At 42.4% G+C, this 16,648-nt stretch carries 10 protein-coding genes; 5 read left to right on the top strand and 5 right to left on the bottom strand.

What is annotated here, in order from left to right:
• Positions 1–58: 58 nt before the first annotated feature.
• Positions 59–1,384, bottom strand: coding sequence for a TolC family protein (locus ACFS6H_RS09940; protein WP_386097852.1), 1,326 nt, complete (start codon positions 1,382–1,384; stop codon positions 59–61).
• A 30-nt stretch (positions 1,385–1,414) separates the two neighbouring features.
• On the bottom strand, positions 1,415–2,080 hold the full coding sequence (locus ACFS6H_RS09945) for an ABC transporter ATP-binding protein (RefSeq protein WP_386097854.1): 666 nt from the start codon (positions 2,078–2,080) through the stop codon (positions 1,415–1,417).
• 302 nt (positions 2,081–2,382) lie between these two features.
• Here ACFS6H_RS09945 and ACFS6H_RS09950 point away from each other — a divergent pair, with 302 nt between their 5' ends.
• Positions 2,383–3,624, top strand: coding sequence for a glutamate-5-semialdehyde dehydrogenase (locus ACFS6H_RS09950; protein ID WP_386097856.1), 1,242 nt, complete (start codon positions 2,383–2,385; stop codon positions 3,622–3,624).
• Between the two features lie 121 nt (positions 3,625–3,745).
• On the opposite strand, the gene ACFS6H_RS09955 is transcribed toward ACFS6H_RS09950, so the two are convergent.
• From ACFS6H_RS09955 to ACFS6H_RS09965, 3 genes are all read right to left on the bottom strand, one after another.
• Complete coding sequence (locus ACFS6H_RS09955) at positions 3,746–5,281, bottom strand: hypothetical protein (protein ID WP_386097858.1); 1,536 nt, start codon at positions 5,279–5,281, stop codon at positions 3,746–3,748.
• A gap of 123 nt (positions 5,282–5,404) precedes the next feature.
• A complete protein-coding gene (locus ACFS6H_RS09960) occupies positions 5,405–6,037 on the bottom strand; it encodes a response regulator (RefSeq protein WP_386097860.1) in 633 nt (210 codons plus the stop codon).
• 61 nt (positions 6,038–6,098) lie between these two features.
• Complete coding sequence (locus ACFS6H_RS09965; protein WP_386097862.1) at positions 6,099–9,113, bottom strand: sensor histidine kinase; 3,015 nt, start codon at positions 9,111–9,113, stop codon at positions 6,099–6,101.
• Between the two features lie 308 nt (positions 9,114–9,421).
• On the opposite strand from ACFS6H_RS09965, the gene ACFS6H_RS09970 reads away from it, so the two are divergent.
• The 4 genes from ACFS6H_RS09970 to ACFS6H_RS09985 all read left to right on the top strand — a co-directional run bounded on the left by ACFS6H_RS09970 (position 9,422) and on the right by ACFS6H_RS09985 (position 16,593).
• On the top strand, positions 9,422–10,675 hold the full coding sequence (locus ACFS6H_RS09970) for an efflux RND transporter periplasmic adaptor subunit (RefSeq protein ID WP_386097864.1): 1,254 nt from the start codon (positions 9,422–9,424) through the stop codon (positions 10,673–10,675).
• 376 nt (positions 10,676–11,051) lie between these two features.
• Positions 11,052–11,729: an ABC transporter ATP-binding protein gene (locus ACFS6H_RS09975; protein WP_386097866.1), complete on the top strand. Its 678-nt coding sequence runs from the start codon at positions 11,052–11,054 to the stop codon at positions 11,727–11,729.
• Between the two features lie 39 nt (positions 11,730–11,768).
• Positions 11,769–14,144, top strand: coding sequence for an ABC transporter permease (locus ACFS6H_RS09980; protein WP_386097868.1), 2,376 nt, complete (start codon positions 11,769–11,771; stop codon positions 14,142–14,144).
• Positions 14,145–14,181: 37 nt separating this feature from the next.
• Positions 14,182–16,593, top strand: coding sequence for an ABC transporter permease (locus ACFS6H_RS09985; RefSeq protein WP_386097870.1), 2,412 nt, complete (start codon positions 14,182–14,184; stop codon positions 16,591–16,593).
• Positions 16,594–16,648 lie beyond the last annotated feature (55 nt).

Genomic DNA, 16,648 nt, shown 5'->3' on the forward strand with positions numbered 1-16,648 from the left:
TACTTTGAGCTTTCAGCGTTTAGCTTTCTGCTTTAAGCCTTCAGCTTTGGGCTTTCCTCTACCACAATGCATTTCCCTGGTAATAATCCAGAATTTTACTGCGTAATACATAATCATAACGGGCAATGATCAGGTTGATATTGCTGCGGTCAAGATTGTTTTTAGCCGTCAGGTAATCAATAGGTGTGCCCACCCCTTCCTGGAAACGGGCATTGGCAGCTTTAAATGATTCTTCGTAAGCCTTTACCTGTTCCAGGGTTGTTTTATACCTGTCCGAAGCAGCGCTCATATTTTCGTAAGCCTGGTTAATATCCTGGTTCAGCTGGGTGGTAATATTTACCGACGCCAGTTCACGTGTTTTTAATTGTATCCGCGCCTGCTTCACCCGGTTACGCTGCTGTAATGCGTTAAAGATAGGCACACGCATACTTAAACCGTAAGAGTAGTACAGGTTGTTGTTCAACTGATCGGTATAATTGATCTTGTTATTATTTAACATGGCCACGCTGGAATAACGGGTAGAGGCGTTGGCGCCAAAACTTAATGTTGGGTATAGCTGTCCCCTGGCTACTTTAACGGCCTGGGATGCACTCTTTATGCGGTAATCAGCTGCTTTTACCAGGGCCAGGTTTTTTAGGGCCACTTCGTAAATGCTGTCTGCTGTGGTACTATATACGTCGGCAAATAAAACGGGATCTAACTGTTCTACTGTAAGGTTCTTGTTATACATCACGTTCATCAACTTGCTCAGTGTAACTTTTGCGGTAACCAAGGCATTTTGTGCAGCTATGATAGATAGCTGATCATTGGCATATTGTCCTTTCAGGTCGGTCAGGTCCGATGGTTTTATAGCCCCCTGTTCATCCAGCACCTGCAAGCGTTCCACCTGTTTTAAAGTAAGCTGTACCTGGTTTTGCGCCTGGGTAAGCTGGTCGCTGCTGCTCAGCACATTCAGGTAGGCCAGTATCACGTTAATAGTTAAATTATCCTTCTCCTGTTGCAGGTCCATCTGGGCTGCCTTAAAAGTGTAGGCATTCTGTTTAATATTATTGTGAATGGAAAAACCATTAAACAACACCACATTACTGCCAATGCCATAACTGGCCGAGTTAAAGGATTGGGTTACCGGCTGGTTGGTAAAGGGGTCAATATTACGGCCCTGGTTAAAATCGTGACCAAGGTTGGCATTCAGATCCGGAAAGCGGTTCAGTTTTGATTGTTTCCAGTTGGCCTCATCACTCTGCGCCTGTAAAGCCCTTTGCTGTACATCAAAATTATTATTCAGCGCTGTCTCCACACAGTTGCGTAAACTCATAGGCGTTTGGGCCTGTAATCCTTTACAGGCTAACATTACGGCTACTGCAAAAATTAATTTATGTTTCATTATAACTTAAAACTTACTTCTTTAAACTGATTAGTTTTTCTCCACCATCCCGTCCAGCAGGTTAATGATGCGTTTGCCGTACTCGGCATTTTTTTCTGAGTGTGTTACCTGTATAATTGTTACCCCTTCTTTATTCAGCTCAGTGAACAGGTCCATGATCTCCTCGCCTTGTTTGGAGTTTAAATTACCGGTGGGTTCATCGGCCAGTAAAAGTTTGGGACGGGCGATCAGGGCACGGGCAATGCCCACCAGTTGTTGCTGGCCACCGGAAAGTTGCGTGGGGAACAGGTCTTTCTTGCCCACAATGTTAAAACGGTCCAGTATATCGGCTACCATGGCTTTACGCTCCGAGGCTTTTATATCCTGGTACAACAGGGGTGTTTCAATATTTTCATAAACAGTCAGTTCATCAATCAGGTGGTAAGCCTGGAATACAAAGCCGATATATTGTTTGTATAAAGCCGAGCGTTGTTTCTCTTTCAGTTTGTGTACCTGCTCATGTAAAAACAAATACTCTCCTTCATCAAATCCGTCCAGCATGCCAATTACATTCAGCAGGGTAGATTTACCGGAACCTGATGGTCCCATGATCGATACAAAATCGCCTTCGTTAATGGTCAGGTTAATATCCTTTAATAAAAAAGTACGGTTATTACCGCTGTTCACCCACTTGTAAATATGTTTTAATTCAATCATTGGTGTACTTGTATTTAAAATGTTTAAATTGTTTCCAATAGCTGTGCCAGATAATTATAGCAATGATAGTCAATTGTTTATAATGAAGTACGAAAACTTTTGTAGCAAATATGAACAACAGGTGTACGAAAACGGACAGTACCGTACACTTCATTGACAATGGACAATTGTCAGCGGACAATGAGCAATGAGGGAGAACGCTTAAGGCAGAAAGCTAAACGCCAAAAGCTACATTCATCATTCATAACTCATAATTCCTAAATCCTAAATCATAAATCTGCATTCATAACTATCTTTAACCCATGTTAAGCATTACAAAAACCATCATTAAAACCCGGCAGGCTTCTATTGCTTTACAGGCCGCGACGGATAAGCAGATCAAAAAAACATTGAACGATCTGGCAGCTGCATTGTTACAACATAGCGTTGCCATATTAAGGGCCAATGCAAAGGATGTGGCCAAACAGGATGCGGCTAATCCGCGTACTGACCGCTTGTTATTAACTCCCGCCCGTATAAAAGCCATCAGCGATAGTATAAAGAAGGTGAGCCGGTTACCCATGCCGGGTGGTAAAAGTCTGGACAGGCGGGTGCTGAAAAATGGTTTGAAGTTGCAGCGTATTACTACTCCGCTGGGAGTGGTGGCGGCTATTTACGAGTCAAGACCTAATGTTACCTATGATATTGCAGCTTTATGTTTACGCAGTGGCAATGCCTGTTTACTCAAGGGCAGCAGCGAAGCCGATAACAGCAATAAAGCGGCCATTAAAATAATTAAACAGGTGTTGACCGATAATGGTTTGCCGGCAGATGCCGTTAATCTGCTGCCTTCGGCCAGGGAAACAGTGAACCACCTGTTCACTGCTACAAAATATATTGATGTTATTATACCACGCGGGTCGAACGGCTTAATTGAATATGTACGTAAAAACAGCCTGGTGCCGGTTATTGAAACGGGGGCTGGTGTTTGTCATGTATATGTACACGAAGCTGCTGACCTGGAGATGGCTGCCAATATCGTGGTGAATGCTAAAACCTCCCGGCCATCTGTGTGTAATGCCATGGATACGGTGATCGTAGACAGGTCTGTTGCCGCTGAGTTTTTAGACATACTCGCGCCAGGATTAAAAGAAAAGGGCGTAATAGCCTATGCTGATAAAACAGCTTATGCTGTTTTAAAAAATAAGCTCACGGTGTATAAGGCCACGGCAAAACATTATGCGACAGAATTTTTATCGCTTCATTGTGCGGTAAAAACCGTAAGTGGTATAGAGGAAGCGCTTAAACATATACAGACCTACTCCACCAGGCATTCCGAAGCTATTGTAACCAGCGATAAAAAACTGGCGCAACAATTTTTAAGAACGGTGGATGCCGCTGCCGTATATCATAATGCTTCTACCCGTTTTACCGATGGGGAGGAGTTTGGCCTGGGTGCCGAAGTGGGCATATCCACCCAAAAACTGCATGCCCGTGGTCCTTTTGCGCTGGAAAAGTTAGTTACCGAAAAGTGGATCGTTGAAGGCCGGGGACAGGTGCGTTAAAAAAAGTACAGGATAAAATGAAAAGGTTGATGCCTGCGCACCAACCTTTTTTGACCTTGGAATACTTAGCCGAATTTCCATGTAGCGGGTAAGGTCATATATGAATCAACCGTCCTTCTGCTTAATTATAATAAAATACCGATCTGGTCTGGTAGGAGAATTGTCCCGTCAGGTAAGTGCGGTACCTGGTCACCAGTTCGATAGGATACCCCTCATCATCGTACGTATAAATGTTTTCGTAGGGTATGGTTAAAGGAAAAACATTTTCAAATTCTTTCATACTGTTCACACGGTTGTGCTTCCAGCTGTTCTCAAAATACAGGTCGGGTATGTTTAAATGTATATAGGGGTTGATACAGAAATCGTACTGATACCGGCCTGTTGTAGAATTACCGTGAGTAGTGGCCATATTGTCTGTAAGTATAGTACCACCATAAAACTCTATATTATAATACTGGGTATAATAATATTGTGTAAAATTGTATTGAACTCCTGCTGTATAATGATCGCCCAGTTCTGTATTTTCTATGTAAGGTGCATAACCGATGGTGGCAGTGGTAACTCCTGCCGGTTCGGTGCGGTTAACGGCTTGTAACCTGCCATCGTCCCGGTATTGAAAAACATCTTCCTGCACACCGCCGTCTGTTATTTGTTTTTGAATGCGCTGGATCCTCTGCCGGGCGTTATAAAAAAAGTTTTCCGTATAAGCGACCACTGTTTCATAAGCTTCATTTTTTTTATAGGCAGTGGTTTTGGATACATAACCGTTGGTGTACTCATAATCTTTTTTCACATAAGCTATATAAGTGCCGTTGTTTAAAATAGCCGTATTCACCGTTTTTAACTGCCGGGCTTGTTTTTCTCCCCCCAGTACCAGGTTCATACCATCTGTAACCGCTGAGCGTAACAATACTTTTTGATCTGTTACTTTCCATTTGTTCACCGATAACTCATATTTTATCGCGTTTTTGGGTAATGCAATTTCATTTGTTCCTGGTCTTAAGCTGATAAAGGAAAGCGATGATTGGTTGGGAGAACTCCAGGTAACTAATCTAAGGGTGGAGGGAATACTGTCATAAACAATATTACCTACTTTTATCACTGTCCTGATATTTACTTTCATAGAGGTGCTTTCATCCGCAGGCGAAATAAAGGTTCCTGCAGGGTAACCAAATTGTTGGGGGGTATCACCCGTATTCACAATTGTTACATGCACCGGGATAGTACCGGTATTGGTGTTCAGGTCAAAACTGAACGGAAGCGGTGTGCTTACTTCATTTGCCCTGGCCGAACCGACAAGGGGGCTGGCATACAGGATTTTGTTGTTGCTGCCGAATACCAAAAATTTACTGATCCGGTATTCACCTGCCGCTAAATTAATAGCCGATGTAAAATACTTGTCCTGGTAGGTAAGTGCTACATCCTTATCAGTTAATACAGCTATTCCCTGTTTGTTGACAATGGAAACAACGGCTGTAAGGTTTCCCTGCGGGCTGATCATACCGGGCAGACTTTCCACACTGATATTAAAAGTGTGAGTCGGTGTGCCGGGGTCCTGTGGATCCGGTAAGGGCACAACGGGATCTTTTCTGCAACTGCCTAGGAACTGCAACAGCAGGTAGGCTATAATAATGAGAAGGGGTTTAAAATTGTTCATAACCTGTCATTTAAAAGTTCGAACAAAGATTCAACCTTCTGCTTAGCTGTTCAATCGCATATCAATGTGAAAATGTAAGTACGGAAGTGAAAATATGTGATGGTAATATCACATGTCCTGCTGTTATAATAATTTGTCTTTAAAAGCACGGGCTACCGCTTCGCTTTTGCTGTTGACATGTAGTTTTTCATAGATCTTTTTTATGTGACTGCGAACCGTATCTATGGCAATATACATTTCTGCCGCGATCATCTTATAGCTGTACCCATCTGTAAGTAACTGTAATACCTCTTTTTCCCGCTGGCTTAAGTTATAGGTCTCGTTTTTGGGAATATTTACTTCTGAAAACATTTTTAATACCTGTGTGGCAATACTGGAAGTCATTGGTGCTCCGCCCGTAGTGGCATCGGTAATGAACTCCAGGAGTTTGACCGGTGGTGTTTTTTTTAGGATATAACCGTTTGCCCCGCTTTTAATAGCTTCAAAAACATTTTTATTGTCATCAAAAACGGTAAGCATCAATACTTTCACATTTTCGTTTACCTGCCTTATTTTTCTCAGTCCATCAATGCCGCTCATGCCGGGCATATCAATATCCATCAATACCACATCAGGGTTCCAGGCATTAACCTGTGCTTCCACCTCGGTACAATCCTTATAACCGGCCAGTACTTTAAAGCCTTCGCTGCTGTCTATTAACATGGTAAGTCCTTCACGCAACTGGGGGTTATCTTCATATAAAAGTACCGTGATCATGCTTTTAGTTTACGTCAAAAGTAGGGTCAATAAAAATAAATCGTATCACATATTTATGTATTTATTCAAGGGGTATATACAGGCGGATATAAGTGCCCTGTAAAGGTGCCGATTCAATCTGTAAAGTTCCTTTCAATGCATCGGCCCTTTTGCGCATATTGCCCAATCCATTGCCCGTGTCCGTGTCGGCAGGTGAAAAGCCGATACCGTTATCTTTAATGGAGAGTATGAGTTGTTTGCTGCTGCCGGTGATGCTGATCTGTACATGGGTACAATCTGCGTATTTTGCAATATTGTTCACCGCCTCCTTGAATAACAGGAACAGGTCGCGGCGGGCTTCCATATCCAGGCGGATATTTTTGATCATGTCCTCCACGGTAAAATCGAGTTCGATCCCCTTTGCTTCCAGTAAACTGGTTGCAAATTCACGCATACGTCCGGTTATTTTTTGCATGCTGTCGTTATCCGGCTTAATGGTCCATACAATATCATCCATTACTTCCATCATTTGCTGGCTGTTCTCACTTATTTTTTGAATGTATTCGCTTGTCTGTTGGGTATCGGTGTTTATTTTTTTCCCGGCCATGGCACTCAGTATATTAATGGTAGTGAGTGTTGATCCCATATCATCATGCAGGTCACGGGCCACCCTGGTCCTTAATTTTTCCAATGCTAATAAACGTTTGATACGCAGGCGGTAAACTGAATAGATACCGGTTATTATTAGCGCCAGCAGGAGAACGAGGAACCACCCTGTTTTGTAAAACGGCGGTTTAATATAAATAGCCAGGCTCGTAACGGGTGAAGATATTCCCTGCAGGTTCTCACATCTTACTTTAAATGTGTAATGACCGGGTGCCAGCGCAGTATAGTTCACCTGTACATTCCGGTCGCCATATTGCCAGTCCTGGTCAATGCCTTCCAGCATATAATAGTAGGTAAGTTTATCCTGTTGCAAAAAACTAAGCGTGGAGAAGTAAATACTGAAGGATTGTTCACTGTTCTGTAAGTTGATCCTTTTCAACTGCAGCAGGGAATCAACGGGCAGGAATTTGTCGGATAGCCTGAAATCGGTAATGGTAACCGCTGGCGGGGCTATTACCGGTTTTAAAACTTCGGGATTAATGCTTAACAGTATATTGCTGCCGCCCAGTAATAAAGTGCCGTTATTCAATACCAGCCTGGTGTTAATGGCCTCGTCGGCATTTACAATACCATCATGCTGGTTATAGGAGGTGAACTGGTTTTTATTGAATTGATAACTGCACAGGCCGTTGTTGGTAATAAGCCAGATGATACCTTTTTTGTCGATGCTTACCTGGTAAACACGGGTGCCGGGCAGGCCGGCATAACTGTTTTTGTTAAGAACCGTTTTTGTATTGCTGTTGATAATGGCAAGACCGTCTGATGCTACCAGGAAAATACTGTCATTATATTGTATAATATCAGCGGTACGGTTACTACCCAGCGAACCTGTTTCCCCTGTGTGCTGAAAATGATGAATGATCTTACCGCTTTGCGCATGCACAATATATACGCCATGGTGATCTGTTGTTAACCATAGCTGCTGCCGGTTGTCAGCGAGTAGGCCGGTGATGGCGGACGGAAAATACTGTACTGTCGTAAAAGCCTCTGCTTGATAGTTGCTGCCGGCTTTCCATCGTATCAGCTGACCACCATCGGTACCAAACCATATATTGCCTAATGGATCTTCTACCGTGTGGTGCGTATTCTCATTTTTAAAAATGGCCGGCGCCGGGCTTTGATAAATAAGGTTCTTGCTTAGGGGGTCAATGATGGCAATGGCCGATTGGGTAAAAGTAGCCCAGATATGACCTGTTGCCCGTTGTTGTAAAAGGCTGCCTGTATAACGGTACAGGTGTTTGAGATCGTTTTTGTATTGTATCGGTTTAATGATCTGCCGGTAATTGCTGTCAAAATAAGTGATGCTTTTATCTGAGGTGCCGATCCATATTTCATTATTATTAATGGCTTGTAATGCAGTGACAAGTGTGTTTGATGGGAATACCAGGTTGGATATACCTGACTTGCCCGGCCCGGTCATAAACAACCCGTTATCCGTACTCAGCCAGTAATTCTTTTCCCTGTCCTCGTATAAGTGATAAACGGCTTTACAGTCCAGGCCATAACCATAAGGTGAGGTTAACATGTGCTGGTAAAACAACTTGTTTTTTGGTGTATAACTGACCAGGTTACCATTACCCGCGATCCAGGTATCGCCATTGGCGGTTTGCACGATCTGGCTGATATTCCCTGTTTTATTGCTGATATGATTGTTTAATAAAGTATCGGTTATCATAAGGTTCCAGGTGGGATCATAATGCATCAGGCGGGACCCGGCTTCATTTGGCCGGCGATAGGCGATCCAGTAATGCTTGTCGGCACTTATAAAGAAATAACTGATCTGTTGCAGGTAGGGGATAGAAAATAACGGGTCTTTTCCTGTGCCGCGGTAAATCATTTGTTGCCTGTCATACCTTATCAATCCGCTGTCGCCACTTAGCCAGTATTGCTTTTTTTCTTTATCCTCCAGTAACTGTGTTACCGGCCAGTTTGCTGGTTTTGTAAAAGGTAAAGAGGCGACGGTGAATTTTTGGTGTTGGTGATCGAAGCTGAATATATGCGGTGTACCAGTGAGTAGGAAAGTATTTTTTTCACTGTCAATATATAATTGATAGCGCAGTTTACCGGTCAGACCTTCGGGTGTAGCAATTTTGCGATAGGTAAAATTGTTACGATCGAACAGCCCGATCATGGTTCCCTGCCTGATCCATAACTGGTTATTGCCAGCATCCAGTATTTGATCTACCGGGCTGGCAGGAATTAATTGGGAGGGGTTAGCCGTTTTAAAATGGATAAATTTTCTGCCATCAAAACGTTGTAAGCCATTCTCATGCCCGATCCATAAAAAACCTTTCCCGTCCTGCCATACACAATTTATTTTATTAGTGGTCAGGCCTTCCGACATGGATAGCCGGCTAAAAACGAGTGCATACTGGGCCATGCAACCGTAGCTGACCAGGAGGGAAAAGAAAGCCGTGATAACCTTTTGCAAGGAGAATTATTTTATGGTCAAATGTAGGGCAAAACCCTGCTGCTTAAACCACATGTTTATGTGAGTGGTATCACGCCTACCAGTATATTTATTCCGGACGATCATAAAACTGTACGGATGCCACTGTATCAAAAGCGGACAGTTTTTGTTCGCTAACGAACGTCTTCGTAGATTTATTTGGTTGTAATATGTTGATTTTCAATAGTGTTCTTTCTGGCACGATGTTGCTAGAGCAATTGTACGGTGTAACAGGACTAACTGCTTATTGAATTTACACCGCAATAAAAATAGCAAGCAACAAAGCGATTATGGACAGAGTCATTGAAAAAAAGAAATGGAGCAAAAAACGCATTTTAACCATTGCCGGCGTATTGGGACTGGCAGCATTAATTGCGGGTAGCATTTATTTTACATCGGGTAAAAGTAAGCTGAATGTGGATGCCGAGCGTATCACCATCAGTGAAGTAAAACAAGGCATATTCCAGGAAAATATTCCTGTTAACGGTATTGTATTGCCCCTGACCACTATTTATATGGACGCACAGGAAGGTGGCCGTGTAGAGGAGAAATATGTAGAGGATGGCGCTATGATGAAAAAAGGCGAACCTATCCTGCGTTTATCCAATACCGACCTTCAGTTAAGTTTGGTAAACCAGGAAACGCAGGTATATAACCTGTTAACCCAGATGCAGATCGCGAAAAATGCGGCACGCCAGAATACCATTACCAACCTGAACCAGCAAACGGATGTTGACAACCAGCTGAAAGAAGCGGAGCGTGTGTACAACCTGAATAAGAAATTATACGAACAAAAAGCCATCGGTTTACAGGAGTTTAAACAAAGTGAGAACACCTATAATTACCAGATGGAAAAGAAAAAATTATCTAACCAGACCATTGACCAGGATAAAATGGCCACAGCCCAGCAGGTTGACCAGGCTACACAATCTTACCAGGGTTCGCAGAACGCGTTAAATGTAATGCGTAAAAAAGTGGGCGACCTTATTGTAAGAGCACCTATTGATGGACAGCTTACCTCTCTGGATGCGGAGATAGGACAAAGCAAAAATAAAGGTGAGCGACTGGGCCAGATAGATGTGATGTCAGGATTTAAAGTGCGGGTAGATGTGGATGAACACTATATTTCCCGTATCTACAATGGCCTGAAAGGTAGCTTCACTTTTGCCGGTAAAGAATATAAACTGGAAATTAAAAAAGTATATACGCAGGTTACGGGTGGCCGTTTCCAGGTAGATATGGAGTTTATCGGTGATGCACCACAAGGCATCCGTCGTGGTCAGACCCTGCAAATTGTATTGGCGCTGAGCGATGAAAGGCAGGCATTATTATTACCTAAAGGCGGCTTTTACCAGCAAACCGGTGGTAACTGGATATTTAAAGTAAGGGAGAATGGCAGCGGTGCTTATAAAGTGGATATACAATTGGGTAACCAGAACAAAGATTATTTCGAAGTGGTAAATGGTCTGCAGCCCGGTGATAAAGTAGTGACCAGCAGTTATGAGAACTATGGTAATATGCAGGAGTTGATTTTGAAGAAATAATCGAGAATGTTGAGTTATGAATGATAAATGGATTATCATAAACAACAAGTCAAAATATTAAATCTAAAATCTTAATTCTGAAATCTGAATTCTGAATTCTGTACCCTGAACCCAAACTAAAACCTTACAACTATGCTTTATAAAACATTTTACATCGTAACCACGGCACTCAGTGTCACCCTGTTTAACCTGCCTGGCTGCGATTCTTTATTAAAACCGTTCTTTCAAAAAAAAGAAATAAAAAAAATACAGGTAAGTAACAAAAAGCAGCCTACAAACGTAACATATATTAGTCCGCTGCATTTTTCCGGTATATAATACTTTCTTCCTGGTAAATAACTATAACTAACAATATAAAACTTACAACACAAAACTCATGATCAATATTACCAATCTTGAAAAGATCTACCGTACTGAAGAGGTAGAAACAGTAGCCTTAAACAAACTTACTTTTTCGGTAAAGGAGGGAGAATTTGTAGCGGTAATGGGACCATCCGGATGCGGCAAATCTACTTTGTTAAATATCCTGGGTTTACTGGACGATCCTGATGCCGGTAGTTTTATTTTTAATGGTATTGAAGTAGCTAAGTTTAACGAACGCAAGCGTGCCGACCTGCGTAAACATAATATTGGTTTTGTGTTTCAGAGTTTTAACCTGATAGACGAACTGACCGTTTTTGAAAATGTAGAATTGCCCCTGATCTATACGGGTGTTAAAGCGGCTGACAGGAAAAAAAGGGTGGATGAGGTATTGGAGAAAGTACAGATCATGCACCGTCGTAATCACTATCCCCAGCAATTATCGGGTGGTCAGCAGCAGCGTGTGGCGGTAGCCCGTGCCGTGGTAAATAAACCCAAGTTAATACTAGCGGATGAGCCTACAGGTAACCTGGACTCCTCAAACGGCAATGAAGTAATGGAAATGCTTACTGACCTGAATGAACAAGGCACTACCATCATCATGGTTACGCACAGTGAACATGATGCACGCTACAGTCATCGTATCATCCGTATGCTGGATGGGCAGACTGTAACAGAGAATATCCTGGTATAAGGAATTTTTAAATGACCATCTCATTACTACAGTAATATCATGTTTAAAAACTATTTCAAAATAGCCCTCAGGAATATCTTCCGCCATAAAGCTTATTCGGCCATTAATATTATTGGCTTGTCCATAGGCATGGCGGCAAGTATATTTATCCTGTTATGGGTTAGTAATGAAAAAAGTTATGACCGTTTTCATGAGAAGGCGTCGAAGATCTATCGTATTACAGCAGATGCCGGCAATGATTTTAAAGCGGCGGTAAGCCCGGCCCCGATGCCTCCCTTTTTACAACAAACTATTCCTGCTATCACCAATACCGTCCGTTTAAATGACCGGTTAACGACAGTATTGCAGTCAGGCGATAAAAAGTTTGAGGAGAAGAATGGTTTTTTTGTTGATTCGAGCTTTTTCCAGGTGTTCAGCTTCCCCGTAGTAAGTGGAAATGTTGCGCAGGCATTAACACGACCCGATGCTATTTTATTATCTGAGGCGTTGGCTGTAAAATACTTCGGCAACGAAAATGCGGTTGGCAAAGTATTACGGTTAAATAATGTATCGGATGTGTATGTTTCTGCCGTTTTTAAAAATGTACCGGCAAACTCACATTTACAATTTGATTATCTCCGTCCCATGCTGGCAATTGCCGCTTCACACCAGGACCTGAAAGAAGAGAAATGGGATAATTTTAATTTTTACGGTTATATCCAGCTGAATGACAATTTTAAAGCTACTGATGCATCGCTTGCCACACTGACCAAACAGATCAATGATATCTATAAATCAAAGGTGGATGACACAAATTTTAAGATCAATTTTCAATTGCAACCGCTTACCGATATTCATTTGTATTCCAAATTACAAATTGATCTTCCGGGTCATGGCAATGGCCAGTATGTGAACATATTTTTCGGCGTAGCAATATTTATCCTCATCGTTGCCTGTATCAATTTTATGAACCTGGCCACGGCCCGTTCTGCCCGTAGGGCTAAAGAAGTGGGCCTGCGTAAAGTAGTTGGAGCAGGTCGCAGGCAATTGGTACTCCAGTTCCTGGGTGAGTCGGTAATGATCGCGTTTTTCTCTCTGATGATTGCTATACTACTGGTATGGCTGGCTTTACCGGGCTTCAACTCCCTGGCTGGAAAGGAACTGGCAATTAACTTATTTGATGGTAAGCTGATCACCTTTCTGATCGGTATTGCCTTGTTTACCGGCTTGGTGGCAGGCAGTTACCCCGCTTTATATTTATCAGGTTTTAAACCGGTGCGTGTTTTAAAAGGCAGTATTAAATCTGTTGGTGCAAATCTGGTACTTCGTAACGGCCTGGTGATCACACAATTTGTACTGTCAATTGTTTTGCTGGTAGGTACTATTGTGGTGTATCGCCAGCTTAATTATATCAAAACCATGAACCTGGGTTTTGATAAATCCAACCTGGTATATATGCCCATGAAGGGTGAAATTTGGAATAAACAGGACGCTTATAAAACATTATTAAAAACCAACCCGCTAACAGCCGATTATGCCATTACCAATGATGTACCCACCAACCTCAGCAGTGGTACTATTAATGTACGCTGGGAAGGGAAAGAGCCGGGTAAGCAAGTAGTGATACCTACTTTGCAGGTAGATGAAGGTTTTTTTGATGTATTCCAGATGCAGATGCTTTCAGGCAGAGGCTTCTCTAAAGAATTTAAAGGAGATACCAGCAGTTTTGTGATCAACGAAAAAATGGCTGGCTTAATGGGCCTTAATGCTGCTACTGCTGTTGGTAAAACCATTACCTTATGGGATGTACCGGGTACGGTAATAGGAGTGGTAAAAGATTTTAATTTTAAACCGGTACAAACAAGGATAGAGCCGCTGATCATGAATTTAAATACCTGGGGCGGAATAGCTGTAGTGCGTATACAACCTGGTAAAACCGAAGCAACCCTGAAAGCATTAAACGATATACATGCTTCTTTAAACCCGGCATTCCCATTTACTTATAATTTTCTTGACCAGGACCTGGATAACCAATATAAAGGCGAGCAACGTGTAGGCAGTTTGTTTAACCTGTTTGCTATCCTGGCTATTTTTATATCCTGCCTGGGATTATATGGTTTGTCGGCCTATATGACGGAACAACGTTCTAAAGAGATAGGGGTAAGAAAAGTATTAGGCGCTTCCGTGTTCAATGTGGTCTACCTTTTATCACAAAAGTTTACAAAACTCATCATTATCGCTATTATAATAGCTATTCCTTTATCCTGGTATATGATCAGTAACTGGCTCAATGGCTTTGCCTATCGCGTTGAGATCGGATGGGCTGTTTTTGTACTGGCTTCAGTGGCTGCAGTGTTTATTGCCTGGCTCACGGTCAGCTATGAATCCATCAAAGCAGCAATAGCCAACCCCGTTAAGAGTATTAAGGCCGAATAGGCTGTTTGAATAAATAATTGATTAAGTATAACCAACTATGTTTACAACGTATATCAAAACGGCGTGGAGAAATATTATCCGTAATAAAGCTTTTGCCGCTTTAAATATCTTCGGTCTCGCTACAGGCATTGCTGCGGCTATGCTGTTATTTGTAGTGATAAAATATGAGTTAAGTTATAATAAGTCTTTTCCTAATTACAAGGAAGTATATCATTTATATACGCATGAAAAACATTCAGAGGGTATTGGCTACAATCCCGGAGTTCCTTACCCGGCGCTGCAACACCTGCGTAATGATTTTAAGGATGTTACGGTGGGGGCATTCGTTTCAGCTTCCGGCAGCCAGATAACATTGTTATCGGATGATAGTACAGCTATTGCCAATAAAAAGTTTATTGAAGAAACAGGAATGTTCTTTGCTGATCCTGAGTTTTTCCAGATTTTTCAATATAAGTGGTTGTCCGGGAATGGTAATGTACTGGAAGCACCCAATACAGTAGCCTTAACCAGGTCGGTTGCTGAAAAATACTATGGCAACTGGCAGTCGGCGGTAGGTAAATTAATGCAGATCGATAACGCCATACCGCTGCGTGTAACGGGCATACTGGAAGATGTGCCTGTTAATACCGATTATAATTTGTCGGTTGTAGCATCCTTTGCCACGGTAAAAAATAACCTGGAACGTTATGACCTGCACGATGAATGGGGTAGTTTGGGAAGCGATTTCCAGGTATTCATGTCATTACCGCCCGGCCGCGAAAAAACGATGGCTTCGCAACTGGTAGATTTTACGCGGAAACGTTACGAGGAAAACTCAAATACGGTAAGGACAATTATGTTACAACCGTTAGCGGAGGTACATTATGATGCCAGGTTGGGCAATTTTGCCGACCATACGATCAGCATGTCCACCATCTGGACATTAGGATTGATTGGTGTTTTTATCCTGGTAATGGCTTGCATCAATTTTATTAACTTATCTACTGCACAAGCTATTAACCGTTCTAAAGAAATTGGAATACGTAAAGTTTTAGGTGGACAGCGCAGCAGCCTTTTCTGGCAGGTAATGGGCGAAACCGCCATGATCGTAGGCATAGCGTTTATTATTGCCATTGGTATTGCTGCTGCTTGTTTACCTTTTATCAGTCATGTTGCTTCTATTAAAGAAGAACTGACCCTGTTTGCTCCTGTTACCTTGTTATTTGCCCTGGTAATAGCGGTGCTGATCACGTTTTTATCAGGCAGTTACCCGGCATTAATTGTTTCAGGGTTTAAACCGATCCTGGCTTTAAAAAATAAAATCACCTCTGCCACCATTGGTGGTATTTCCCTGCGCCGTGCTTTGGTAATAGTACAATTTGCTATTTCCCAGGCACTGATCATAGGAACCATTGTGGCGGTAACGCAAATGAGTTTTGTAAAAACAGCCGACCTGGGTTTTAATAAAGAAGCGGTATTGGTATTATCGGCCTCTGCAGATAGTACTATCCGGGCCCGTCAACCTGCCATGAAACAGGACCTGCTTAACCTGAGCGGTGTGGAATCGGTGAGTTTTAACAGTGACGCTCCTTCTTCCGATAATAACTGGGCGACCAATTTTGCTTTTGATCACCAGGACGATAAAGACTATGCATTGTTCCTGAAATTCGGCGATGCTGATTATTTCAAAACTTTCGGGGTGCAGTTTGCTGCCGGTACCGGTTATGCGGCCACTGATACCATAAAAGATGTAGTAATTAATGAGGCATTGAGTAAGAAACTAGGCCTTGCTTCCGCGCAGGATGCTATTGGTAAAGATATCCGTATGGGACGTCAGCAATGGCGTAAAATAGTAGGGGTGGTAAAAGATTTTAAAACCAACTCTTTAAGGGAAGAAGTGAAGCCGATGCTGATCGGCGCCCGTAAAGCGGTATATAATAACACAGCTATCAAAATAAAGAGCAGCAACCTGGCGGCTACTAAAGAAGCTATTCAGAAAGTATGGGATAAACATTTGCCGGCTTATGCCAATGTAAGTTTTTATGTAGATGAGAATATTGAAAACTTTTACCGCCAGGAAACGCAATTGTCTTTACTATATAAAATTTTTGCAGGTATTGCCATCTTTATTTCCTGTTTAGGTTTATATGGCCTGGTTTCGTTTATGGCGGCCCAGCGTAAAAAGGAAGTGGGGGTACGTAAGGTATTGGGAGCTTCGGTAGGCAATATTGTCTATCTGTTCTCCAAAGAATTTACCATCCTCATCCTTATTGCCTTTGTAATAGCAGCTCCTTTGGCCTGGTATATTATGAGTAACTGGTTAAACAATTTTGCTTACCGCATACATATTGGGGTGGGCATATTTGCGGCGGCCATGTTACTGACCATTTTACTGGCATGGTTAACGGTTGGCTATAAATCGGTAAAGGCTGCTATGGCCAATCCCGTGAAGAGCCTGCGGAGTGAATAAGCTGATGTAAGCGACGATCCATGTATTGGATATATATAAATGACCGTTTTGTAAA

The sequence above is a fragment of the Terrimonas rubra genome, assembly GCF_042686025.1.
GTDB lineage: Bacteria > Bacteroidota > Bacteroidia > Chitinophagales > Chitinophagaceae > Terrimonas > Terrimonas rubra.